This window comes from Streptomyces sp. NPDC052687 (assembly GCF_040678395.1).
Lineage (GTDB): Bacteria > Actinomycetota > Actinomycetes > Streptomycetales > Streptomycetaceae > Streptomyces.
This window is the reverse complement of the sequence record NZ_JBFATR010000037.1, coordinates 13,710-38,589: the sequence shown is the minus strand read 5'-3', so window position 1 is coordinate 38,589 and position 24,880 is coordinate 13,710. Positions and strand designations below refer to the sequence as shown.

Here is a 24,880-nt window from a genome sequence, read left to right as displayed (position 1 = left end):
GGGCGGGCTTCCTGACACGAAGGATCTATGCCGCCGCACCGGCGGTGGACTGCCGTACGGGCGCTTGGCGGGCCGCCGAGACGGGGCGGCGTCGGCCGCGTGAGGTGGCGCCGCGCTTCATGGGGCGTTCGACCACCGGTGCGGTGATGACGACCGGGATGCCGGAGGGCACCTGGGCGCCGGTGATGCGGTGCAGGGCCTCCTCGCCGATGCGGACCTGGGTGGTCTGCGGGACGATGCCAGCCGCTGCCATGAGGCGCGTCATGCCGCGGCGCTGGTTGGGGGTGACCAGGGTGACGACACTGCCGGATTCTCCTGCGCGAGCGGTACGGCCGCCACGGTGGAGGTAGTCCTTGTGGTCGGTCGGCGGGTCGACGTTGACGACGAGGTCGAGGCTGTCGACATGGATGCCGCGCGCCGCGACATTGGTCGCCACCAGTACGTTGACGTGCCCGCTCTTGAACTGTGCCAGCGTGCGGGTGCGCTGCGGCTGCGACTTCCCGCCGTGCAGGGCGGCGGCCCGCACCCCGCTGCTGAGGAGGTGTTCGGTGAGGCCGTCGACGGCGTGCTTGGTGTCGAGGAAAAGGATCACGCGGCCGTCGCGTGCGGCGATCTGGGTGGTGGCCGTGTGCTTGTCAGCGCCGTGAACATGGAGCACGTGGTGCTCCATCGTCGTGACCGCGCCGGCCGAGGGGTCGACGGAGTGCACGACGGGGTCGCTGAGGTAGCGGCGCACGAGCAGGTCGACGTTGCGGTCGAGAGTGGCGGAGAACAGCATGCGCTGGCCTTCGGGGCGGACCTGATCGAGAAGGGCGGTGACCTGCGGCATGAAGCCCATGTCGGCCATCTGGTCGGCCTCGTCGAGGACGGTGATGGAAACCTGGTTCAGTCGGCAGTCACCGCGGTCGATGAGATCTTTGAGGCGTCCCGGCGTGGCGACGACGACCTCGGCGCCACCGCGCAGCGCGCGCGCCTGCCTGCCGATCGGCATTCCGCCCACCACCGTGGCCAGCCGCAACCTCACGGAGCGGGCGTACGGGGCGAGCGCGTCGGTGACCTGCTGCGCCAGCTCACGCGTGGGTACGAGGATCAGCCCCAGTGGCTGCCTGGCCTCGGCGCGCTGCCCGGCCGTACGGGCCAGCAGCGCCAGCCCGAAGGCTAGGGTCTTGCCGGAGCCGGTGCGGCCGCGGCCCAGTACGTCCCGGCCGGCGAGGGAGTTCGGCAGGGTCGCGGCCTGGATCGGGAAGGGTACGGTCACGCCTTGCGAGCCGAGCGCGCCCAGCAGTGCCCCGGGCATGTCGAGATCGGCGAATCCCTCCACGGCGGGGAGCGCGGGAGTGATCGTCCTGGGCAGCGCGAACTCCCCCTGGACCGCGGCGGGCCGACGGCCGTAACCCCCGGAACGGCTCGGCCCGCCGGAGCGGCTCCTGGCCGACGAACCGAATCGGCTGCCGCCCCTGCCGGAGTCGGTACTGCCGTTACGGGTGCGGGCGAAGCGGTCGTTCGTGCGTGTGCGGTTCATGCGGAACCTTCCTCGATGCGGCACATATCAAGGAATTCCCGCAGCGATGCAGCACAGAGAATTGCAAGAATGGACCGGTGGAATGCGACAGCGAATCTGACCGACGAAAAATTCGCGCGGCACAGGAGCTGGAATGAGTGGCGCGAAGCGGACGCAATGTTCGGGCGTCCGCCGCGATGAAGCTATGAAGGGATGCGTACACCCCTGACGGATGCCCCGTATACGGTGAGCCTACGGGTTTCCTGGTTGTCGTCCGCAGGCGAAACCACCGCGGAAAATGCGAGTAGCTGGGGCCCGCACCCCGAAGGACGCGGGCCCCAGCTAAAAGTACGCGACAGTCAGCGTCAGGCGAGAACGATGTTCTCGGCCGTCGGGCCCTTCTGGCCCTGCGCGATGTCGAAGGTCACCTTCTGGCCTTCCAGCAGCTCGCGGAAGCCCTGGGCGGCAATGTTCGAGTAGTGGGCGAACACATCAGCGCCGCCACCGTCCTGCTCGATGAAGCCGAAGCCCTTTTCCGCGTTGAACCACTTCACGGTACCACTAGCCATGTCTTTTCTCCTTTGGGGCAGTGCATCGGGATCCGCACTGCACGGATCCCGTGTCGCCGCATGATCACCCCGCCGGAAAAAGACCGGATAACAAAAGCGCTTCCAGTGGCACAGGCGCCGCCCGGAGGGCACTTGAAGTTTTGGGAACCACAACTGCAACTGAGATCGACAGTAGCACGCCGAAGCGGCCTGTGCACGATGAATGCTCCCACTCCACGTAATGCGGCAGAGAATCTATCCGCTTGGTCCGTTGAAATCTTAGCTCGCGGGCACAGATATCGACCCAGCCGGAGCGCAACGTTTCGGAAAGCATTGGGGGCGCGCCCAGCCCGAGGGCTGCTCCCCCTGAGTATGGTGCGGGCGGGCGTGGAGATCAGGGTGGCTCCGGCAAGCGTCACGGCCCGTCTCCAGCGCACGCAGGGGAGCGGCCATATCGAAGGTCATCAAGGACCAGACCGTCGATCAGCTCGGTGGAAACAGCAGCATCCTGGTGCGGCAACGCCGTGAGCACGAGAAAGCGGCGGCTGACGGATCAGTACCTGACCCTCGACGACCTTCACCAGCGGGAACGCGTTCTGAAGCAGGCGATGCAGCTGCTCTTCAGCCATGCCTTCGTGGAAGAGACGGTGCTGTGGCCCGCCGTACGAGCCTCAGGCCGGGACGGCGAGGAACTGACGGCAGCCGCAGTCCTATGTCACAGCGGTACAGGGGCACGCAAGGCGCGCGACACTGGCCGCGTACCCTCGGACAAGGCTGTGCTCTCATCCCGGAATCCCAGTTCGGCGGCGCCACCGACCCGAGCCAACCGCGTCTGGGCCATTCCCCCAGGCGAGTCCGCCGGCTACGCCCGCCCCGCGACGCGCGCACGGACATGCGCACGTCGCGGGCCACTGGACGGGACGCGCGAGTGGACAGCGCGATCCCGCTGAAGCGGTCAGATCACGGGACTCATCGACTCAGCCGCCGCTCTTGCGCCTGAACGACCGCTGGCTCGCAGCCGGGCCGTGCGCCGAACGCACCTTCGACGCATCGGACTTGGCGGCAATATCAGCGGCGTCCGCCTGCGCACCGCGCTTGCGCGCCAGGGCTTCGCGGAACTTGCGCTTTAGGTCGTAGTTGCCGTCGCTGTCCGGCTCCAGAGGGGACGTCTCGGGGGCAGCCGGCTCCGAACCTTCCATAGATACGGGCTCTGCGGTCATGGTGACCTCCTGGGTTCGGGGGTGGGCAAGCACAGCTTGTCATGCTGGGCGCAGTGCGAGGCGCCAGCAACGTCATCCTGCTCCGTTTCGGCGGGTATCCCTCTCGTGGCCAAGGCGTTGACTTCGTAGGTGAGGCGCACAGGACGGCTTCGGGCCGGGCCGAGGGTTGTCGATCCCGTGGCCAGGCTGCCAGGGCAACGCCTCTCAGCCGTTGCGACGCACGAGGGCGGCCTTGCGGGCCTCGGCGAGCTTGCGGGCCTCGCCGGCCTTTCGGGACTTGCCGCCGGCGCCGCGGGAGGTGCCCTTGCTGGTGCCGAGGCCGCGGAAGGAAACGTTGGTGTTCGGGTCGGGGGACGGCGGGCCCGCCGTCGAGCGGGATCCCGGAGGGAGTCTTGGCGCCGGTGATCCGGCTCAGCTCCGCCTCGCCCGAGCGCACCTTGGTGACGGTCGGCTCGATGCCGGCCCCGGCCATCATGCGGCTCGTCTCACGGCGTTGGCCCGCCAGCACGAGCGTGACCACGCTGGCGGACTCACCGGCGCGGGCGGTGCGGCCCGCCCGGTGCACATAGTCCTTGGCATCGGTGGGCGGGTCGACGTCGACCACGAGATCGAGGTCGTCGACGTGCAGGCCACGGGCCGCGACATTGGTCGCCACCAGAACGGTGGTCTGGCTGTTCTTGAACTGCGCCAGGGTCCGTGTGCGCTGTGGCTGGGACTTGCCGCTGTGCAGGGCCCCGGCGTGCACCCCGCCGGCCCGCATGTGCCGGGTGAGCTGGTCGACGGCGTGCTTGGTGTCGAGCCACAGCAGTACGCGGTCGTCGCGGGCGGCGATTTCCGTGATGACGGCGTAGCGGTCAGGGCCGTGGACGACCAGAACGTGGTGCTCCATCGTCGTGGCTGTGCCCGCGGCCGGGTCGACCGAGTGGACGATGGGGTCGTGAAGGTAGCGGCGGACCAGCTGATCGACGTCGCGATCGAGAGTGGCCGAGAAAAGCATCCGCTGACCGTCGGGGTGCACCTGGTCGAGCACGTCGGCAACCTGCTGCAGGAATCCCAAGTCGCACATCTGGTCGGCCTCGTCCAGCACGGTCGTTCGGCGTGACCCCCGACGTGGTGGCCGGGCACTCCATCGGTGAGCTGGCCGCGGCCCATGTGGCCGGGGTGTGGTCACTGGCCGACGCCTGCCGGCTCGTCGCCGCCCGGGGCCGGCTGATGGGCGCCCTGCCCACCGGCGGAGCCATGCTCGCCGCCGCCGTACCGGAAGAGCGGGCACGAGAACTGCTCACCACGGGCACGGTCTCACTGGCGGCCGTCAACGCGCCCGACTCCGTGGTCTTCTCCGGCGAGACGGCGGCGATCGCCGGCCTGGAGGCCCGGCTGGCGGACGAGGGCGTCAAGACGAGCAGGCTGCGGGTGAGCCACGCGTTCCACTCCGCCTTGATGGACCCGATGCCGGCCGACTTCGCGGAGGTCGCCGCGGAGTTGACGTATCACGAGCCCCGCATACCCCTGTGCTCCACGGTCTCCGGGGCGTTCGCCGGCGCTTCGCCGGTCGGTCCCGAGTACTGGGTACGGCAGGTGCGCGAGGCGGTGCGCTTCGCCCCGGCGGTCGAGTCACTGCTCGACTCGGGTGTCGGCCTGTTCGTGGAGGTGGGCCCGGACGCGGTGCTGACGGCCCTGACCCGCGCCACCCTGGCGGCGGACCCCGCGGCGCGCGCGTCGGTGGTCGCGGCGTCCCGCCGCACCGTCGCCGCACCCGAGCAGCTGCTCGCCGCCCTGGCCACCGCCCACTGCGCGGGCCGGCCGGTGCGCTGGGCGGCCTGCTTCGGGGATCGACGGCGGACGCGTACCGCCCTGCCCACCTACCCCTTCCAGCACGAACGCTTCTGGCTGCGGCCCGCCGAGGCCGCGGCGGTGCTCGCCGGCGCCGACTCCGCCGGCCATCCGCTGCTGCACACCCGCGTACAGCTCGCCGGCAAGGACGAGTGGCTGTTCACCGGCCGGCTCTCGCCGCGCACGCACCCCTGGCTCGCCGACCACACCGTCCTCGGCACCGTCGTGATGCCGGGTACCGGATTCGTGGAACTGGCGCTGGCCGCCGGTGCCCGGCTCGGCGTGCCGCGCCTGGTGGAGCTGGTGCTCGCGGCGCCGCTGGCCCTGCCGCCCGACGGCGCCGCCGACCTTCAGCTCGCCGTGGGCGAGCCCGACGCCGGCGGGCACCGGACCGTGGCCGTCCACGCCCGCGTCGACGACGCGTGGGAGCTGCACGCCCGTGGTCTGCTCGCGCCCGACGCGCCGCCTACCGCGCAGACCGAACCGGCCGCGGCGGCCGCAGCGCCGGACTGGGCCCGGGTGTGGCCTCCGGTCGCGGGCGATCCCGTCGACGGGCAGGAGGTGTACCGCGCGCTCGGCGACCTCGGTCTCGGATACGGCCCGGAGTTCCAGGGGGTGCGCGCCGCCTGGTCGCGCGGGGAGGACGTCCTCGTCGACCTGGCGCTCGACACCGGCACGGCGGCGGGCGCCACCGCCTTCCGACGGCATCCGGCCCTGCTGGACGCGGTGTTCCACGCGGCCGCCGGCCGTCTCACCGAGGGCGGGTCCGACGGCCGGGTGCCCCTGCCGTACGCCTTCGACGGTGTCCGGCTGGCCCGGTCCGGCGCGAGTGCCCTGCGCGCCCGTATCGCCCGTACGCCACCGGACACCTTCCGCGTGGACGCGGTCGACGCGACCGGTGCCCTGGTGCTGAGCGTGGAGTCGGTGCGGGCCCGCCCGATCGAACGGCAGGCGCTGGCCCGGCTGCGCGGCGCGGCACCGCTGTTCGACGTGGAGTGGACGGCCGTGCCCACCGAATCGGCCGTACCCACCGGACCGGCCGTACCCACCGGACCGGCAGTGCCCGCCGGACCGGCGGCGGCCCCCGGGCGCGTCGTCGTGCTCGGCGACCCGGCGGCCGTCGAGGCCCCCGGGCCCCTGGCGAGCTGTGCCGATCTCGCGGAACTCGCCGCGCTGGGCGATGTTCCCGGCACGGTGGTGTGGCAGGCGCCCCGCGGAACCGGTGCCGAGGACGTCCACGCCGGCGTGCTGGAGACGCTGGCCCTGCTGCAGGACTGGACAGCCGCCGGCCACCCGGGCCGGCTGGCGATCGTGACGCGCAGGGCCGCCGGACTGCCCGGCGAGGAAGGCGATCTGGCCTCGGCGGCCGTCGCGGGCCTGGTCCGCAGCGCGCAGTCCGAGCATCCGGGCCGGTTCCTGCTCATCGACCACGACGGCGACGCCCTGCCGATCGCGTCGCTCACCGACGCCGTGGCCCGCGACGAACCGCAGCTGGCCGTGCGCGGGGGCCGACTGCTGGCGCCGCGGCTGCGGCCGCTGCCCGCCGCCGGACCGGGCGCGCCCCTGTCGTCGGACGGGGGCACCGTGCTCATCACCGGCGGTACCGGCGGCATCGGCGCGATCGTCGCCCGGCACATGGTCACGGCGCACGGCGCACGGCGGCTGCTGCTGGCGTCGCGGCGCGGTGCCGCCGCGGACGGCGCCGCCGAACTGGTCGCCGAACTGACCGGCCTCGGTGCGGTCGTCCGGGTCGCGGCGTGCGACGTCACCGACCGCTCCGCGGTCCGGGCGCTGCTGGCCGGCATCGACGCCGACGCCCCGCTGACCGCCGTCATCCACGCGGCGGGCGTCCTGGACGACGGCACGCTGGACACCCTCACCCCCGAGCGGACGGCCCGGGTGCTGGCGCCGAAGGTCGACGCGGCACTGCACCTGCACGAGCTGACCCGCGGGATGGATCTGTCGGCGTTCGTGCTGTTCTCGTCCGCGGCGCCGCTGCTCGGCGGACAGGGGCAGGGCAACTACGCCGCCGCGAACAGCGCGTTGGACGCGCTGGCACACATGCGGCGCACCGCGGGCCTGCCGGCGCACTCACTGGCCTGGGGGCTGTGGACCGTCGGCATGGCGGACGTCCTCAGCGGGGACGGCGCCGAGCAGTACGCCCGTCAGATCCGCTCCAGGCTCGGCCTGTTGCCGATCGACCCGGAGTCCGGGATGGCGCTGTTCGACGCCGCCCTCGCGACGGACCGGGCCAATCCGGTGACGGCGCTGCTGGACATGGCGGCGCTCACCGGCCTGGCGCGCGGCGGCACCCTGCGGCGGTACTGCGCGGCATGGTCCGGGTGCCCGCGGCCGACGCGAGTGCCGGGACCGGCCTGGCGGGGCGGCTGGCCGCACTGCCCGAGAGCGACCGTGACGGTGTGATCCTGCGGGAGGTCCGCGACCTCGCCTCGGCGGTCCTCGGCCACCGGTCCGGCGACGCGATCGACCCGTACGCGCCGTTCACCGAGCTGGGCTTCGACTCCCTCGGTGCCGTCGAGTTCCGCAACCGCCTCGCCCGGCTGACCGAGTTGACGCTGCCGTCGACGCTGGTCTTCGACCATCCGACCGCCGCCGATGTGGCGAAGCTGGTGCGCGCGCGGCTCGAGGAGTCCCGCGCCGGGGTGGCCGAGCGGGCACCGGCCGGGGTGCGCGGCACGGTCACCGGCCTGGTGGCGGCGGCGCATCGCCGCGGTGAGCTGGCCGGGACGATGCCCCTGCTGCTCGCGAGCGGGGCGCTGATGAACACGTATCCCGTGGAGGAGGCCGCCGCGCGGCGCCCGGGCGCGCAGCTCCTGGCCCGCGGTGCCGCGGAACCGGCGCTGATCTGCGTCCCCTCGTTCCTGCCGGGCTCCGGCCCGCACCAGTTCGCCCGCCTGGCCCGCGAACTGGGCGGCGAGCGGCAGGTCAGCGCGTTGCGGCTGCCCGGCACGCGGGCGGGCGACGACCTGCCGGCGACCTGGGAGGCGGCGATCGAGAGCCTCGCCGCGACCGTCGCGGCGCAGCTCGACCGGGGCCCGGTCGCGCTCATCGGATACTCGATCGGTGGTGCCCTCGCTCATGCGGTCACCCGGCGGCTGGAGGACGACGGCCGGCAGCTCGCGGGCACGGCGATGATCGACACCTACTCCACGGAGGATGCCGAACTCAACCGCCTGGTGCTGACCGACGCGCTCGGGCAGATCCTGTCCCGGGACAACGCACTGACCCCCGTCGACGACCACGGCCTGGTCGCCATGGGCGGCTGGGTGCGGATCTACTCCGAGCGCGAGGCCAGGCCGATCGCCGCGCCGACGCTGAAGCTGCGGGCCACCGTGACGCTGAGCGGCTTCGGGGACGTCACCCCCGTCCCCGCCTGGCAGCACCGGGGGCCGGCCGAGTTCATCGAGGCGGACCACTTCTCGATCATCGAGGAACGGGCGCCGGAGACCGCCGCGCGCCTCGGCCGCCGGCTGGACTCGCTCGGCGGCCGTTGACGATCCGCGTGATCGGCGGCCGGCCGTTGTCCCCGCCCGGGGTCACCACTCCCCCGGCGGGAGGCCGACCGCCGATCACGCCGCCTCCAGCGGTGTCAGGTGCCCGAGGGCAGAATTCCCGCTCAATTGCAACTCCACCCCGGAGGCAGAATTCCCCGAAAGGCAAATTCGGCAGAGGCATAAAATGATTCGGAGCGCAAATCCGGCGGAGGCATACACCCTCGTTCGATCGCAAGAGCCTTGACGGAATTCATAAGCTTGACACCCTTGTGGGACCTGCTTATAGTCCCCGTCGTTCGAGTTTCTGCCGATCGATATCCAAAGGTATTCATGACCGCGCCCCCCACGCTGCCCAAATCCCGGCAGCGGTCGATCCTCGCCGTTCTCATGGTGTGTTCGCTGCTGATCTGGCTCGACAACACCGTCCTCGGCATTACTCTCGAAACCCTCGCCGACCCGGTCGAAGGGCTGGGCGCCAGCCCGGCCGAGCTGCAATGGGCCACGGGCGCCTACACCCTGGTCTTCGCCACCTTGATGCTCACCGCCGGCGCGCTGGGCGACAGCTTCGGCCACCGGAACGTGCTCGCGGTCGGCCTGGTGGTCTTCGCCGGCGCCTCGATCTGGGCGGCGTACGCCGGCGACGCCGGGCAGCTGATCGCCGCCCGGGCCGCGATGGGCGTCGGCGCCGCACTGATCATGCCCGCGAACTTCGCCATCCTCCTGTGGACCTTCACCGGCCCCGGGCGGGCGACCGCCATCGCCATCTCCTCGACGTCCACCGGTGTCGGCATGGCGGCGGGTCCGGTGCTGGCGGGAGTCCTGCTCGACCACTTCTGGTGGGGCTCGGTCTTCCTCGTCAACGTCCCCATCGTCGTGCTGGCACTGGCCGGGATCGTCCTGCTGGTCCCCAACTTCCGCAGCGCTACGGTGCGGCCGCTGAACCCCTCCGGGATGCTGCTGTCCATCAGCGGACTCGCCGCGCTCACCTACGGCCTGATCCGCGCGGGGCAGGTGGGCGCCTGGAGCCGTCCGGACGTCTGGGCACCCATCGCGGCCGGGCTCGTCCTGCTGGCCGGTTTCGTGTTCGTCGAAGCGAGGGCCAAGGAGCCCGGCTTCGATCCCCGGATGCTCGTCCAGCGGATGTTCGGCGCCGGCAACGCGTCCATGGCGCTGCTGTTCTTCTGCGTGGCCGCCGTCACCTTCTACAACGCCTTCTACCTGCAGGGCGCCCTGGGCTACTCGCCGATGAAGGCCGGCCTGGCCAACGTTCCGACCGCGCTCGGCGCTGTCGTGGGGGCGCCCCTGGGCGCACGTCTGGTCGCCCGGTGGTCGCTGCGCCCCGTCGCGGTGCCGGCGCTCGCCGTGGCCGCGTTCAGCTTCGGCGCGGTCGGCTTCCTCGAACTGGACTCCCCCCTCGTCTGGATCGAGATCCTGCTGCTGGCGCAGGGCCTGTCTGTCGGCATGGTGATGGCCCCCGTGACCGGGGCACTGATCAGCAGCCTGCCGCTGGATCGGTCCGGTGCCGGGTCGGCCGTCACCAGCACGGCCCGGCAGGTCGGCAGTGTCATCGGCATCGCGGTGGGCGGCACGATCATGTCGATCGCCTATCGGAGCGCGATCGAACCCTCGCTGAACGAGGTCCCGGAAGGCTACCGGGACACCGCCGGGATCTCCGCGGAACAGGCCCGGCACGTCGCCGGCACCCTCGACCGGCCCGCACTCGCGCAGGCTGCCGATCACGCGTTCATCCACGCCATGCACGTCGGCGCGGTCTGGATCATGGTCATCGCCCTCTTCGCCACGGCCGTGCTGGTGATCGCCTTGTCCACCGGGAGGAAGACCGGGGAGGAGACGGCGGAGAAGACCGAGGGGAAGACCGGGGAGACGACGGGTCCGGCCCCGGCCCCGGAACCGCACCACGAAGAGGCCCGCAGCCCCGAGCCCCGCTCCACCGCCTGATGGACCGGGCGGTGCCCCGGATGGCGCGGCGGGCGGTGCTCGCGAGGGTGCGCCGGGCGGTGTCACCGATGGTGCGCCGGACGCCAGGGGCAAATTTCACCACAGAAGTCAAGGATTATCGGTCAGGGAACGTTGACCGTACGGCTCGAAATCGAAGGAGCCCTGTTGTCGGCAATCAATGATCCTGCCGAGCGCGCGGTTGCGGCGGAGCAGGATTATGTGTCCTGCCTGTACAAGGTGCTCACGGAGCGGCTTTCCGAGGCGCGGGAACAGCGGGCCGGTGTGCTGAAGGCCCCGGCGGACAGTCCCGACGCGGCATACGAGCGAGAAATCGCCACCGAGCGTCTGACCAAGGAAATCAGCCGGCTGGAGGGCGCCGAGAAAGGGCTGGTCTTCGGGCGGATCGACTGGGCGGACGGCATGGCCCTGCGCATCGGTCGGATCGGGCTGCACAAGGAGGAGGACGACCTGCCGTTGCTCGTCGACTGGCGCGCGAACGCGGCCCGGCCCTTCTACGAGGCGACCCCGGTCCACCCGATGAACCTGCGGCGCCGCCGCCACCTGCGCCTGGAGGAGCGCACGGTCGTCTCGGTCAGCGACGAGATCCTGGACGGGTCCGCGCCGACCGACGAGGACGTCGTCGGGGACGGCCCGCTGACCGAGGCCCTGTCGGCACGGCGCACGGGCAAAATGCACGCGGCCGTCGCCACCCTGCAGGCCGAGCAGGACCAGATCGTCCGCTCCGCCCACCGCGGGGTGACCGTCGTACAGGGCGGGCCCGGCACCGGCAAGACGGTGGTCGCCCTGCACCGCGCGGCCTACGTCCTGTATGCGTTCCCGCGCGCCGCGGAGGAGGGTGTCCTGGTCGTGGGCCCCAACGCCCGGTTCCTCGACTACATCTCCCAGGTCCTTCCCTCGCTCGGCGAGAACGACGTCGTTCTCGCCACCCTCCCGGAACTGGCCGGAGTGTCCGCGGACACGACGGGCCCGCTCGACACGGGGCGCCTGAAGGGCGGTTCCGACCTCGCTGACGCGCTGGCCGGCCTGCTGCGCGTCCACCAGGCCCCCGCCGGTGACTTCACCGTGCGGGTCGGACAGGAGCGGATCCACCTCCCCCACGAGGAGGTCGCCGCGGCGCGCAAGGCGGCACTGGCGGCCGTGTCCGGGCACAACCCCGCGCGCGAGGTGTTCAAAGAGCTGCTGGTCGACACGGTCACCGACGCGATGCAACGAGACATGAGCGACCTCCTGGAGCAGATCGACGCCGATGCCGAACGGATGACGGGCATCAACCTCGACCGGTTCACGGGAGCCGCCCAGCGTCGTGCCGAGGGCGCGGCCGACCCCGGTCCGGTCCACGAACTGGACCTGGACACCATCCGGGCCGACCTCCTCGACGACGCCGATTTCGACCGAGCGGTCGAGGCGCTGTGGCCGCGGCTGGTACCCGGTGACCTCGTGCGGGCGCTCCTGACGGACGCCGGCGCTCTCGCCGAGCACCTCCCCCACCTGTCCGCGCAGGAGCGGTCCCTTCTGCTGCGCGGACCGGACGACCCGTGGACCGATGCCGACGTGCCGTTGCTGGACGAGGCGGCGGGCCTGGTCGACGGCGCTCCCGAGCGGACGTACGGGCATGTCGTCGTCGACGAGGCGCAGGAACTGACCGCCATGCAGTGGCGGATGATCGTCCGCCGCTGCCCGGCCAGGGCGATGACGCTGGTGGGTGACTTCGCCCAGGCAGGCCCGGTCACGACCGCACGCGACTGGAAGGAAGCCCTGAGCCCCCATGTCGGGCCGCGGTTCAGACTGCACAACCTGACCGTCAGCTACCGCACCACGCAGGAGATCCTGGAGAGCGTCCGGGACCTGCTCGCGCGGATCGCCCCGGAACAGGTGCCCACGCGGTCCCTGCGCAGCGGTGAGAGCCCCCGCACCGTGACCGCACCCGCGGACGGGCTGGTCGCCGCCGTCGAACGGGAACTGCGCGCCCAGAGCGCCGCGCACCCGGGCGAGCTGCTGGGCGTGATCTGCGCGGACAGCAGGGTGAGCGAGCTGACGGCCCGGGGCATCGCGCAGCAGGCGCGCATCGTGCCGGCGTCCGAAGCGCGCGGCCTGGAGTTCGACGGGGTCGTGGTCGCCGACCCCGACGAGATCATCGCGGCCCGCCCCGGCGGTGAGAGGGACTTGTACGTGGCCCTGACCCGGGCCACCAAGCGCCTGTGCACCGTCACCGTCCAGGCGGCCTGACGACTCGGCGCCCGCGCCGCCGCGCCCGCCCGCCCGCGCCGCCGTGCGCCCGCCCACGCCGCCGCGGGCGGGCGCACGGTCCCCTCACGCCGGTGCGGGCGCGGTCACCGCGGCTGCCGCGCGGCGTGGGCGATCAGTTCCTTCATGGCCTCCTCACGGGAGTCGGCGGTGTCGCCGTAGTCGAAGCTGTGAGTGAACTCGGCGTGGGGGAAGTACCGCTGGAGCCAGACGGCGCAGTAGTGGCCGGGCATCATGCACGGCTGGAGCTCGCCGTACACACGTCGTACCCGCTCGGGGCGGACGCCCTGGGCGGCGAGCCGGTCCCAGACCAGTTCCTCGGGGTGGGGGCGGCCGGGTCCGGTCGCGTCCGTGGCGATCTGCTTGCGGCCACCCTCGTCGACGTATGCGAAGGCGGCGGAGAACGGGAAGTTGAGGGTGTGGCGGACGTCGTCCAGGACGCGCGGCCACCAGCTCTCCCGGTGCGCGAACGCGGCCGGGTCCACGGACCGCAGTTCGGCGTTCAGCTCCCGGAAGGCGGCAGCGGCGACCGGCAGGCTTCCGGCCGCCGCGATGACCGGCATGCGGCGGTCGAGTGCGGCGAGCGACCGGTTGAAGGCGTCCACGCCGGAGCTGACGTACAGGTCGTCCATGCCGAACTGGCCGAGGAACAGCGCCCGTACCGCTCCGTCGGAACCGACGCAGACCTGGCCCAGGCGGTCGGTGCCCAGGCGCACCGCACCGGCGATGTCGTCGGGGACCGTGACGCCGTGACGGCCCGCGAACCCGCCGAGCGTCAGGGCGTCGTCCTCGCGGGCCGCGGTGAAGTACGGGCCGACGCGCAGCGGCACACCGGTCCGGGCCAGGAGCTCCCGCGTCGGCTCCGGGATCCCGGCGGCGTACGCGTCCGGGGCGGTGAAGCGGCGCATGCCCGCCACGCCGAAGTGCCGCGCGGACGGGTCCGGCGCAGGGGTCGTCTCGGACGGCATCGGGTCCCTCTCTTGGTCGGGCTGTGCGACGCGACGGGCCTCTGACGCCGGGCCGCGCGCCGCCGCGGGGTGCGGTCAGGGGTCGGCGGGGGCGCCCAGGCCGGTGAGCGCGCCTACCGGGTCGGGGTCCGGGGTGCCTCTCGGCCACCAGTCGTCCGCGCCCGGTTCCGACTCGTACGCGTACCACAGGCCGTCGCGGCCGAGGCGGAGCTGGATGTGACCGCGCGGGTGGGTGAGGCGGTTGCGCCAGGGGCGGAAGGCGGGCAGGTCGGCGGCGAGGAGCAGCGGGCGGGCGCGGTCGAAACGGCCGGCCGGCGGGTCCCAGGGTTCCTCCAGTGCGGCGAGACCGTCCGGGCCGCCCTGCCGCCAGGCCGCCACCGCGCGCGCCAGCTCGGCGGGGGTGCGGCCCGCGGCGGCGGCGAGGGACGCGTACAGGCCTCGGGTGGCGGCGGTCAGGCCGGCGCCGGGGCGGGCGGCGGCCAGCCGTACCGCGTCCTGCCACAGCGTCAGCTCCGCGACCGGGTCGCGGCCCGTGGTGAGCAGGGTGTGGGCGCGGGCGGCGGCGTCGGTGGCGAGCTGGTCCAGCGCGAGCGGGTCGGGGCCGCCGGGCGCCGCCGGGTAGGCCGGGGGCTGCTCCGGATGGGCGGGGACCGGCAGCGGCGGGGGCAGCGGAGGCAGGGGGCGCGGGGCCAGGGCGTCGGTCGCGCGGACGCCGGGCAGGGGCGCCGGGTCGCGTTCCCGGGCGGCGCGGGCCGCGCGCGTGGCGTTCAGCCGGGAGAGCGCGTCGATTAGTTCGCGTTCGCCCCGGCCGCGCAGCAGGAGCAGGACGAAGGGGTCGGCGTCGAGCAGCCGGGCGGTCTGGTAGCACAGGGCGGCGGCGTGCTTGCAGGGGTGGCCGCGGTCGGGGCAGCTGCACCGGGGCTCCAGGTCGCCGGGGCCGGGCAGCAGCGGGACGTCGCCCTCCGCGAGGGCGTGCGGCATCTCCTTGTCCAGCAGCGCGGCGATGTGACCGGGACGGTCCGCGGCGGCGTCCAGGAACCGCTCCCAGTCGGCGTCGTCCAGGGTGCGCAGCCGGATCTGCACCCGGTACGGCCGGGGGCGGCTGCCGTGGACGTAGGCGAGGACCAGGCCGGGCGTCACCGTGATGGCGTCCACGTGCCCCTGCTCGGCGTAACCCCGGCCCCGCGCGAGCCGGTCGGCGTCCAGCGCGCCCTCCTCCAGCGCGGTGATCCACGCGTTGCCCCACCAGGTCTCCGCGAACCGGGCGCCGTCCCCGGAGCGGCGGGCCGGGAAGGCGGGGAAGGTGCGGCGCAGGTCGCTGTCGCGGTGCGGGGAGGCCAGGGGGCGGGAGTCGGTGGGGCGCGAGTCGGTGGGGCGGGGGGAGGCCGGGGGGCGTGCGGAGGCCAGGGGACGGGGAGAGGCCGGAGGGTGTGCGGGGGCCGTAGGGCGCGCGGAGGCCATGGGGCGCGCGGAGGCCGGAGGGCGCACGGAGGCCGTGGGGCGCTGCGAGGCCGGAGGGTGTGCGGACGCCGCGGGGCGGGCGCCGGCCTCCGATGTGTCCTCGCTCGACGAGGGTGGCGCGGGCTGGGCGGGCTGGGCGGGCTGCCCCTCGCGGGGCGGGGCGGTGCTGTCCGTCTCCGCCCGGTCGTCCGTGCCCGCCGGCAACCTGAAGGCGTTCGCCAGGAAGGCCGCCATCTCCCTCGTCGCCGCGGCTCCAGGAGAGGGCGCCGGACGGCTCGGCCGGGTGCCCGCGCCCGGGCGGGACGCGCGGGCGGCCTCACGTGCGGCCGCCGCGCGTTCGCGTTCCCGTTCCTGCTCCCGGCGGGCGGCGCGCAGCGCGTCACGGGCCACGTCGGCGGGGCGGGGTGTCTCCGGCCCGCTCGGGCGGGGGGACGCGGCGTCCGCCGCGCTTTCCTCGCGCGCGGAGTCCGTGGTGTTTCCGGCGGCGGAAGTTGCCGTGGGGCCGGCAGTGTTCGGCGTGTCGGGAGCCGCCGTGTCCGTGGTGTGCGCCGGCGCGTCGGTCACCGACGTCTCGTCGTCCAACGGCTCCCCCGCAGCCCGCCTAGCCCCGACCGCCCGGCGCAGTGCCGCGCGCGCGGCGTCACCCGGACGAAGGGCACGGGTCTGCGGGGACTCCGAGGAGCGGCGTGCCTCTTCCGCCTCGTGTGCCGCCCGCGCGGCCCGCAGCGCGCGGCGGGCCGCGTCTCCAGGGCGCTCGGCGCGTGCCCGGCCGGCCCCGGTGTCCTCCAGGGGTTCCCGTTCGGCGCCCGTCGGGTCGGTGTCCCGGTCCTGTGGTGTCTCGCTCATGACGTCCTCCGCAGGGACACCAGGTCGGACAGCTCCCGGTCGGTCAGTTCGGTGAGGGCGGCCTCGCCGGAGCCGAGGATGGCGTCGGCGAGGGCGCGCTTGGCGGCCAGCATCTCGGCGATGCGGTCCTCGACCGTGCCCTCGGTGACGAGGCGGTGGACCTGGACGGGCTGGGTCTGGCCGATGCGGTACGCGCGGTCGGTGGCCTGTTCCTCGACGGCCGGGTTCCACCAGCGGTCGAAGTGGACGACATGGCCCGCGCGGGTGAGGTTGAGGCCCGTGCCGGCGGCCTTGAGGGAGAGGACGAGGACGGGGGTGGCCCCGCTCTGGAAGCGGTCGACCATCCGCTCCCGCTCGGGCACCGGTGTGCCGCCGTGCAGGAGGTCGACGGGGACCGCGCGGCCGACGAGGTGGGCGGTGATGAGGCGGGCCATGCCCACGTACTGGGTGAAGACCAGCGCCGAGCCGTCCTCGGCGAGGAGGGTGTCCAGCAGCTCGTCGAGCAGGGCGAGCTTGCCGGAGCGGGCGGCGAGGCGGTCGGTGCCGGCCCGCGCGGGTTCCTCCTTCAGGTACAGCGCGGGGTGGTCGCAGATCTGCTTCAACGAGGTCAGGAGCTTCAGGACCAGGCCCCGGCGGGCCATGCCTTCCGCCGTCTCGATGGCGAGCAGCGACTCGCGCACCACCGCCTCGTACAGCGCGGCCTGCTCGCGGGTGAGGGGGACGGGGTGGTCGGTCTCCGTCTTGGGCGGCAGCTCGGGGACGATGCCCGGGTCCGACTTCTTGCGGCGCAGCAGGAAGGGGCGGACGAGGCGGGCCAGCCGGGTCACCGCCTCCTGGTCCTCGCCATTCTCCACGGCGCGGGCGTGCCGGGCGCGGAAGGACTTGAGGGGGCCGAGGAGTCCGGGGGTCGTCCAGTCCAGCAGGGCCCACAGCTCGGAGAGGTTGTTCTCGACCGGTGTGCCGGTGAGGGCCACGCGCGCGGGCGTGGGGATCGTGCGCAGGGCCTTGGCGGTGGCCGAGTACGGGTTCTTCACGTGCTGGGCCTCATCGGCGACGACCATGCCCCAGGGGTGGGCGGCGAGGACGGGGGCCGCGGAGCGCATGGTGCCGTAGGTGGTGAGGACGAAGCCGCCGTCGAGGTCGTCGAGGCTGCGGCCGGTGCCGTGGTAGCGGCGGACGGGGACGCCCGGGGCGAACCGTTCGATCTCCCGCTGCCAGTTGCCGAGCAGGGAGGCGGGGCAGACCACGAGGGTCGGTTCGGGGCGGGCCCGCTTGAGGTGCAGGGCGATGACGGTGATGGTCTTGCCGAGGCCCATGTCGTCGGCGAGGCAGCCGCCGAGGCCGAGGGAGGTCATGAGGTCGAGCCAGGCCAGGCCGCGCAGCTGGTAGTCGCGGAGCGTGGCGTGCAGGCCGGCGGGGGGTTCGGCGGGGCGGATGCCGGCGGTCAGGCGGTCGCGCAGCGCGGCGAGCGCCCCGGCCGGGACCGCCTCGACGGTCTCGCCGTCGACCTCGGCGGTGCCGGTGAGGGCGACGGACAGCGCGTCGACCGGGTCGAGCAGGCCCAGTTCGCGTTTGCGGGCCTTGCGGACGAGGGCGGGGTCGACGAGCACCCACTGGTCACGCAGCCGGACGACGGGGCGGTGGGCCTCGGCGAGGGCGTCCATCTCGGCCTCGCTGAGCGGTTCCCCGCCGAGCGCGAGCTGCCAGCGGAACTGGAGCAGTTCCTCGCTCTCGAAGAAGCCGGTGCCGTCGGTCGCGGAGCCCGGCGCGGGGCGCACCACGGCGGCGGCGGTGAGGTCGCGGGCGAGGTCGCGCGGCCAGTGCACGGCGACTCCGGCGGCGGCCAGGCGGGCGGCGGCGACGCCGAGCAGGTCGCCCAGCTCCTCCTCGGAGAGGGCGAGGACGTCGGGCACGTCCTGGTCGGCGAGCCGGTCGAGCGGGGGCCAGACCCGGGCGGCGCGGCGGACGGCGAGAGCGGCGTCGACCCGCGCGCGGGGCCCGAACGCGGTGTCCGCCTCGCCTGCCCACAGGGCCGCGGCGTCGGTGACGAGGGTGGGGTCGGCGAGGCCGTGCACCTGGACGATCGCGGCGCCCGCGCGGCGCAGCCGGGCCCCGTACGAGCCGTCGGTGCCGTTCGCGCCGTCCTGCGCCGGGGTGTCCTGTCCGGTGTCGAACAGGTCGTACGCCGACAGGTCGAGGCGGAGGGAGATCCGCACGCCCGCGTCCATGCCGGCGGCGACCTCGGCGGCCCAGTCGTGGGCGTCGGGCAGGTGCTGCGGGCGGCGGTCGGCGAAGGGGCGCCCGGCGGTGTGCGGTGCGGCGGGGGTGCGGGGCAGGGTGTCGGCGACGGCGTCCAGGAAGGCGCGCATCAGCGCTTCCGGCTCGGGCAGCCGGAGCGGGCCGGGGCCGGGCAGGGGCACCGCGTGTCCCTCGTACGGCAGGGCGGCGGCGATGGCGCGCAGGTGGGCCAGGTCGTCGGGGTCGAGCGGGCCGGCCCGCCAGGCGTCGTGGCCGGTGGGGGTGAGTCCGGGCAGGAGGCGGCCGCGCGCGGTGAGCCGCAGGGCGTGCAGGGCGGCCGCTCCCCAGCAGGCGGTGGCGGGGTGGGCGGCGGGGTCGTGCCGGGCGTGGACCAGCAGCGGCAGGGCCGTGTCGAGGGAGACGCTCAGCGCGGGCGTCGTGCGGCGGCGCACCGAGGAGCCGTGGCGGCGTACGACCGTCAGCTCGGTGGGTTCGGCGGCGGGCGGGCCGGCCGGGGTGTCGCCGTCGGGGTCCCAGAAGACGATCCGGCCGTCGCGCGGCAGCGGGGCGGGAAGGAAGACGGCCGCGAGCCCGGCGGGCACCCGCGCACCGGCCTGTCCGCCCCCGGGCCCCGGTCCCACCGCCGCGGCGGTCGCCGGGGCTGTCGCCGTGTCGCGCATACGTCTGGTCACCTCCCGCCCGTGCGCGTCGATCAGTCGTCTTCGACTCTACGGGCCGGGTCTGACAATCGGCCCCGGCGGCCGTCCGGGGCCGGGCCGAAGCGGAGCCGAAGCCGGGCCGAGACGGGGCCGAAGCGGGGGCGGAGCGGGGCCAGGGCCAGGGCAGGGGCCGCTGCGTCAGGGAGTGGTGCGCGAGACGACGTACACCATCGGATACGTCGGATTGCCGAAGTTCACGACGACGTGCTGGGTCGGCTTGGGGTTCTTCTGCTCGCGCACCAGGCCGTAGTTCGGGCCGGTCCGGGCGCCGGGGCCGGTGAACTTCCAGCCGGTGACGTCACGGTCGCGGGCGCCGATGGCGATGTCGTCCTTGACCAGGTCGCCGCGGCCGGCGCCCAGCTCGTTCAGGAAGGCGTCCAGGCCGTCGTGCGTGGTCTGGAACTGGACGTAGAGGCGGCTGGTCTTCCAGTTGTTGGTCTCGTACCAGGCGACCTTGTTCGACGGGTGCGGTATCGGCACCTGGTAGAGGCGGCGCTGCACCTTCGACGGCCAGCCCTCGGTGAGGCCGGTCGCGGAGTACTTCTTCTCCTTGTCCTTGCCGCTGTCGCGGCTCTGGTTCGCGGAGATGACGAGGTAGCCGGCCGGGACGCCGATGAGCAGCACGATGATGAGCAGGGTCAGCGCGCGGCGGCGGATCATGTGGCCGCGGTCCTCGGCGGGGCGCTGCGGCTCGTCGGGCGGGCCGGGCTGGTGCGGCAGGGGAGCCGAGGTCACGGCGCCCCCTGGGCGCGGCGGGTCTGCGCGTACCGCTCGTAGCGTTCGTGGCGCTCCACGCGGCGGCGCTTGGCGCGGCGGAAGCGGCGGGCGACGAGCCGGGCGAGGTCGGCGGCCCCGACCATGCCGGCCTCGGGGCCGAGCTGGGCCCGCACGATCCGGGCCTCGGGGCGGTAGCCGCGGCCGGTCAGATGCCGTCTGAAGGCATCCCGCGCGGGGCCGATCAGGAGGTCGTCGGCGGCCGAGACGCCGCCGCCGATGACGAAGCAGGAGGGGTCGAGCGCGGCGGCGAGGTTGGCGATGCCGACGCCGAGCCACTGGCCGATGTCCTGGAGCAGTTCGACGCACATCGCGTCGCCCTCGCGGGCCAGCTCGGTGATCATCGGGCCGGTGATGTCGGCGATCTGGCCCTTGACGTGCTCGATGATCCCGTACGCCACCGGGGAGTCGGCGGCGGCCAGCTCCCTGGCCTCGCGGACCAGCGCGTTGCCGGAGCTGTACTGCTCCCAGCAGCCGCGGTTGCCGCACGGGCAGCGGTGGCCGCCGGGCACCACCTGCATATGGCCGAACTCGCCGGCCACGCCGAACTTGCCCCGCTTGACCTGGCCGTCCTCCAGGATGGCGCCGCCGATGCCGGTCCCGAGGGTGATCATGACGAGGTGGTCCTCGCCGCGGCCGGCGCCGAAGCGCCACTCCGCCCAGGCGGCGGTGTTGGCGTCGTTGTCGACGAGCACGGGGACGGCGAGCCGGTCGGCGATGCGGTCGCGCAGGGGTTCGTTGCGCCACGACAGGTGGGGCGCGAACAGCACCCGGTTGCGGTCGGCGTCGACCCAGCCGGCCGCGCCGATGCCGACGGCGTGCACGTCGTGCCGGTCGGACAGGTCCAGCACCAGCTCGACGATGGTGTCCTCGACGACCTTGGGGCTCTTGGACTTGTCCGGGGTCTCCGTGCGCAGCTTCTCCAGGATGTTGCCGTCGGCGTCGACGACGCCCGCCATCACCTTCGTGCCGCCGATGTCGATGCCGACCGTGGGCACGCGGGGTGCGGTCAGATGGGAGCGGCGTTCCCGGGTGCCGATCGTTCTCAGGGCGGGGGCACGCCGGGAGCCGATGGGGGCGCTGAAGGTGCCGTAGGTGCTCATCGGGGCCGATTCTGCCTCACGGGGGTGCGGGGTGCGGAATCGCGCGGTTCCGGTCGCGGGCCGGGTGCGGCGCCGTTGTGGCCTGTCGCGCCCACGCGGCTGGAGCCGCACATCGTCACGCCCCGCGCCCCTCAGAGACGCTTCAGTTCGCGGCGTAGCTCCGCGAGGTCGGTTCCGCCCGCCATCTGGTCCGTGAGTTCATCCAAGGAGATCTCGTCCCGTGTGTGGTTGCCCACCATGGTCCCGCGGCGGAGCAGGACGAAGCGGTCGCCGACGAGGTACGCGTGGTGCGGGTTGTGGGTGATGAACACAACGCCCAGGCCCTCGTCGCGGGCGGCCGCCACGTACTTCAGGACGACGCCCGACTGCTTGACGCCCAGTGCCGCCGTGGGCTCGTCGAGGATGAGGACCTTCGCACCGAAGTACACGGCCCGCGCGATGGCCACGCACTGGCGCTCGCCGCCGGAGAGGGTGCCGATGGGCTGGTCGACGTCACGGAGGTCGATGCCCATGCGGAGGAGTTCGGCGCGCGTCGTCCTGCGCATGAAGTCGACGTCCATGCGCTTGAAGGGGCCGGTTCCCTTCCGCGGTTCGGAGCCGAGGAAGAAGTTGCGCCACACCGGCATGAGCGGGACGACGGCCAGGTCCTGGTGGACAGTGGCGATGCCGCGGTCCAGGGCCTCGCGCGGGGAGGACAGGCGGGTCTCCTCGCCGTCGATGCGCAGGGTGCCGCCGTCGTGCTGGTGCAGCCCCGCGACGATCTTGATGAGCGTCGACTTGCCCGCGCCGTTGTCGCCCAGCACGCAGGTGATCTCGCCCGCCCGCACCTGGAGCGAGACGCCTTCGAGAGCGCGGACGTTGCCGTAGTGCTTGCTGACGCCGGTCAGCTCCACGAGCGCCGTGCGGGTCGCGGTGTCGGTCGTCACTTGGTGGCCTCCGCGCGCTTGCGGACCCAGGCGTTGAGCAGGGTCGCGAGGAGCAGCATCGCTCCGAGGAAGAACTTGAACCAGTCGGGGTTCCACTCGGCGAAGACGATGCCCTTGCTGGTCATGCCGAAGATGAACGCGCCGACCGCCGAGCCGACGGCGCTGCCGTAGCCGCCGGTGATCAGGCAGCCGCCGATGACGGCGGCGATGATGTAGATCAGCTCGTTGCCGACGCCCTCGCCGGACTGGACGACGTCGTACGAGAAGAGCAGGTGCTGGCCGGCGATCCAGGCGCCGAAGGCGACGCCCATGTAGAGGCCGGTCTTGGTGGCGGCGACGGGGACGCCCACCGCGCGGGCGGCGTCCTGGTTGCCGCCGACCGCGAAGATCCAGTTGCCGGCGCGGGTGCGCAGCAGGATCCAGGAGGCGACGGCGACGAGCGCGAACCACCACAGGATGGTGATCTTGAAGTCGACGCCGCCGATCGTGAGGGTCGAGGCGAAGACGTCACGGGCGCTCGGGAAGCCCTCCATGTCGGCGATCGTCTTGGTGGAGACGGTGCCGGAGATGAGCTTGGTGAAGCCGAGGTTCATGCCGGTGAGCATGAGGAAGGTGCCGAGCGTGATGATGAAGCTGGGGAGCTTCGTGCGGGTCAGCATGAAGCCGTTGAAGGCGCCGATCGCGAGGGTGACGAGCAGCGAGACGCCGACGCCGACCCAGACGTTGGCGGTCATCTGGTAGCTGAACATCGACGAGATCAGCGCCGACGACGTCACCAGGACACCCGCGGACAGGTCGAACTCGCCGCCGATCATCAGCAGCGCGACCGGGACGGCCATGATGCCGATCGTGGAGGCCGCGTACAGGACGGTGCTGAGGCTGGAGGCGCGCAGGAAGCTGTCGGCGGCGAAGGCGAAGAAGACGAAGACGGCGAGGGCGCCGACGACCGAGCCCAGCTCGGGGCGGCCGAGCAGCTTGCGCACAGGTGAGGTGCGCAGCAGGCGTTCGTCGCCGGTGGTGGTGGTCGCGCTCATCGGGTGCCCCGCTTCGTGTACTCCTCCAGGGCGGCGGCCTGGTCCTTGGTGATGATCTGCGGGCCGGTGAGCACGGGCTTGCCGCCGCCGAGGACGTCGGCGTTGTACTTGTACAGCCACAGCAGGTCGACGGCCTGGTAGCCCTGGAGGTAGGGCTGCTGGTCGACGGCGAAGCCGAGGGTGCCGTCCTTGAGGCCGGCGGCGACCTTGGCGTTCAGGTCGAAGGTGTCGATCTCGGCGTCGCTGCCCGCGCCCTGCCTGGCCTTGACGGCGGTGTCGGCGTAGGGGGCGCCGAGGGTGACGACGGCGTCGACCTTCTTGTCGGTCTGCAGCTTGGCCTCGATGGCGGACTGCACGTCGGGCATGCTGGTTCCGGTGACGTAGAGGTTCTGCACCGTGCCGTCGAAGGTGTCCTTCACGCCGGCGCAGCGCTGCTCGTGGCCGACGTTGCCCTGCTCGTGCAGGACGCAGAGCGCCTTCTTCCTGCCGCGCTTGTTCAGTTCCTCGCCGACGGCCTGGCCGGCGATGGTCTCGTCCTGGCCGATGTGGGTGAGCGCGCCGAACTCCTTGGACTCCTCGGAACCGGAGTTCACGGTCACCACGGGGATGCCGGCCTTGACGGCGCGGGCGACGGCGGCCTTCATCGCGTCGGGCTTGGCGAGGGTGACGATGATGCCGTCGACCTTCTTGTCGATGGCCGCGTCGACGAGCTGGGCCTGCTGCTGGGCCTCGTCGTCGTGCGAGTAGAGGAAGTTGATGTTGTCCTTGGCGGCGGCTTCCTTCGCGCCGCTCTGGACGATGTCCCAGAAGGTGTCGCCGTCACCCGAGTGGGTGATCATGGCGAAGGTCCAGCGGGGGGTGGTCACCGCCGCCTTTCCCCGGGCGGCCGCGGCCTTGCGGGCGTCCTCGGCGCGTTTGCCGCCGGTGCTGCTGCACCCTGCGAGGGACAGTGTCAGTGCCCCTGCCACCGCGATGCCTACCCAGGTCCGAAACCGTGCCGAGGCCGTGCCCTTCTTGCTGCGTTCGTCGATACGTCGTTCTTCGTGCGTCCGGACCGGTCACCTCACCGGCCCCAAACGCCCCAGTATCGAACACGGGGATCGTGCCCCTCGTGACCGGGGAGCACGAATCGGTCACCTTGTCCGGACATTGCGACGAACAGCGGCGCCTGCGGGAGCGTGCGCCGGGGCACCGGTTCAGGGCCGTACGAGGAGCTGAAACTCGAAGGAGTAGCGGCTCGGGCGGTAGGTGTGGGTGCCGTACTCCACGGCACGGCCGGTGTCGTCGAAGGTGGTGCGCTGCATGGTGAGCAGCGGGGCGCCCTCGGTCTCGCCGAGCCGCTCGGCCTCGGCGGCGGTGGCGGCGCGGGCGCCGATGGACTGCCGGGCGCTGTGCAGGGTGATCCCGGCGGCCCGCATCAGCCGGTACATGCCGGTGGCCTCCAGCTGCGCGGTGTCCAGGTCGAGCAGACCGGGCGGCAGGAAGTTGCACAGGTACGCCATCGGCTCACCGTGCGCGAGCCGGAGCCGTTCGACGCGGTGGACGTCGCTGTCCTCGGCGACCCCGAGCGCGGCGGCTACCTCGGCGGACGCCGGGACGACCGTGTTGACCAGCACCTTCGTGGCGGGACGCTGGCCGGCCGCCTCCAGGTCGTCGTAGAGGCTGCTCAGCTCCAGGGGGCGCTTGACCTGGCTGTGCACGACCTGGGTGCCGACGCCGCGGCGGCGCACCAGCAGTCCCTTGTCGACGAGGGACTGGATGGCCTGGCGGACGGTGGGCCGGGACAGGCCGAGCCGGGCGGCCAGCTCGATCTCGTTGCCCAGCAGGCTGCCCGGGGTCAGCGTCCCCTGTTCGATCGCGGACTCCAGCTGCTGGGACAGCTGGAAGTACAGGGGGACCGGGGAGCTGCGGTCCACACTGAGGTCGAGCTGGACGGTCGGGTCGACATCTGGTTTCGGCACGGGCCGAGC

Annotated in this window: 16 protein-coding genes and 1 pseudogene; 4 read left to right on the top strand and 13 right to left on the bottom strand. The window is 73.0% G+C overall.

Annotation, left to right across the window (positions count from 1 at the left end):
- Positions 1 to 25: 25 nt before the first annotated feature.
- The 4 genes and pseudogenes from AB0K92_RS24965 to AB0K92_RS24950 all read right to left on the bottom strand — a co-directional run.
- On the bottom strand, positions 26 to 1,522 hold the full coding sequence (locus AB0K92_RS24965) for a DEAD/DEAH box helicase (protein ID WP_365926278.1): 1,497 nt from the start codon (positions 1,520 to 1,522) through the stop codon (positions 26 to 28).
- 344 nt (positions 1,523 to 1,866) lie between these two features.
- On the bottom strand, positions 1,867 to 2,070 hold the full coding sequence (locus AB0K92_RS24960; protein WP_133886446.1) for a cold-shock protein: 204 nt from the start codon (positions 2,068 to 2,070) through the stop codon (positions 1,867 to 1,869).
- Between the two features lie 956 nt (positions 2,071 to 3,026).
- Positions 3,027 to 3,269: a DUF5302 domain-containing protein gene (locus AB0K92_RS24955; protein WP_166003078.1), complete on the bottom strand. Its 243-nt coding sequence runs from the start codon at positions 3,267 to 3,269 to the stop codon at positions 3,027 to 3,029.
- Positions 3,270 to 3,473: 204 nt separating this feature from the next.
- Positions 3,474 to 4,359, bottom strand: a pseudogene (locus AB0K92_RS24950) (DEAD/DEAH box helicase); the annotation flags it as partial.
- An 8-nt stretch (positions 4,360 to 4,367) separates the two neighbouring features.
- Between AB0K92_RS24950 and AB0K92_RS24945 the strand changes: the two are divergent.
- The 4 genes from AB0K92_RS24945 to AB0K92_RS24930 all read left to right on the top strand — a co-directional run bounded on the left by AB0K92_RS24945 (position 4,368) and on the right by AB0K92_RS24930 (position 12,823).
- The gene (locus tag AB0K92_RS24945; protein ID WP_365926275.1) at positions 4,368 to 7,526 is read left to right on the top strand and encodes an SDR family NAD(P)-dependent oxidoreductase; all 3,159 of its coding nucleotides are present in this window, start codon (positions 4,368 to 4,370) and stop codon (positions 7,524 to 7,526) included.
- A complete protein-coding gene (locus AB0K92_RS24940) occupies positions 7,436 to 8,617 on the top strand; it encodes an alpha/beta fold hydrolase (protein ID WP_365926273.1) in 1,182 nt (393 codons plus the stop codon). The genes AB0K92_RS24945 and AB0K92_RS24940 overlap by 91 nt, the downstream gene beginning before the upstream one ends.
- A 330-nt stretch (positions 8,618 to 8,947) precedes the next feature.
- A complete protein-coding gene (locus AB0K92_RS24935) occupies positions 8,948 to 10,576 on the top strand; it encodes an MFS transporter (RefSeq protein WP_365926271.1) in 1,629 nt (542 codons plus the stop codon).
- Between the two features lie 219 nt (positions 10,577 to 10,795).
- Positions 10,796 to 12,823: an ATP-dependent DNA helicase gene (locus AB0K92_RS24930; RefSeq protein ID WP_365926323.1), complete on the top strand. Its 2,028-nt coding sequence runs from the start codon at positions 10,796 to 10,798 to the stop codon at positions 12,821 to 12,823.
- 104 nt (positions 12,824 to 12,927) lie between these two features.
- On the opposite strand, the gene AB0K92_RS24925 is transcribed toward AB0K92_RS24930, so the two are convergent.
- The 9 genes from AB0K92_RS24925 to AB0K92_RS24885 all read right to left on the bottom strand — a co-directional run bounded on the left by AB0K92_RS24925 (position 12,928) and on the right by AB0K92_RS24885 (position 24,871).
- On the bottom strand, positions 12,928 to 13,809 hold the full coding sequence (locus AB0K92_RS24925; protein ID WP_365926269.1) for an SUKH-4 family immunity protein: 882 nt from the start codon (positions 13,807 to 13,809) through the stop codon (positions 12,928 to 12,930).
- A gap of 75 nt (positions 13,810 to 13,884) precedes the next feature.
- Entirely contained in the window at positions 13,885 to 16,116 is a 2,232-nt protein-coding gene (locus tag AB0K92_RS24920) for an SWIM zinc finger family protein (RefSeq protein ID WP_365926267.1), read from the bottom strand.
- Positions 16,113 to 19,034: an SNF2-related protein gene (locus tag AB0K92_RS24915; RefSeq protein ID WP_365926265.1), complete on the bottom strand. Its 2,922-nt coding sequence runs from the start codon at positions 19,032 to 19,034 to the stop codon at positions 16,113 to 16,115. Before AB0K92_RS24915 ends, AB0K92_RS24920 begins: the two co-directional genes overlap by 4 nt.
- Positions 19,035 to 19,211: 177 nt before the next feature.
- Complete coding sequence (locus AB0K92_RS24910) at positions 19,212 to 19,808, bottom strand: sugar kinase (RefSeq protein WP_365926263.1); 597 nt, start codon at positions 19,806 to 19,808, stop codon at positions 19,212 to 19,214.
- On the bottom strand, positions 19,805 to 20,950 hold the full coding sequence (locus AB0K92_RS24905) for an ROK family glucokinase (protein ID WP_166003075.1): 1,146 nt from the start codon (positions 20,948 to 20,950) through the stop codon (positions 19,805 to 19,807). The genes AB0K92_RS24910 and AB0K92_RS24905 overlap by 4 nt, the downstream gene beginning before the upstream one ends.
- A 131-nt stretch (positions 20,951 to 21,081) precedes the next feature.
- On the bottom strand, positions 21,082 to 21,906 hold the full coding sequence (locus AB0K92_RS24900) for an ATP-binding cassette domain-containing protein (RefSeq protein WP_166005374.1): 825 nt from the start codon (positions 21,904 to 21,906) through the stop codon (positions 21,082 to 21,084).
- Positions 21,873 to 22,910 (bottom strand): ABC transporter permease, encoded by a 1,038-nt coding sequence (locus tag AB0K92_RS24895; RefSeq protein ID WP_365926260.1) that lies wholly within the window; start codon positions 22,908 to 22,910, stop codon positions 21,873 to 21,875. The genes AB0K92_RS24900 and AB0K92_RS24895 overlap by 34 nt, the downstream gene beginning before the upstream one ends.
- Positions 22,907 to 23,878 (bottom strand): sugar ABC transporter substrate-binding protein, encoded by a 972-nt coding sequence (locus tag AB0K92_RS24890; protein WP_365926258.1) that lies wholly within the window; start codon positions 23,876 to 23,878, stop codon positions 22,907 to 22,909. The genes AB0K92_RS24895 and AB0K92_RS24890 overlap by 4 nt, the downstream gene beginning before the upstream one ends.
- Before the next feature lie 228 nt (positions 23,879 to 24,106).
- On the bottom strand, positions 24,107 to 24,871 hold the full coding sequence (locus tag AB0K92_RS24885; RefSeq protein ID WP_365926256.1) for a GntR family transcriptional regulator: 765 nt from the start codon (positions 24,869 to 24,871) through the stop codon (positions 24,107 to 24,109).
- Positions 24,872 to 24,880 lie beyond the last annotated feature (9 nt).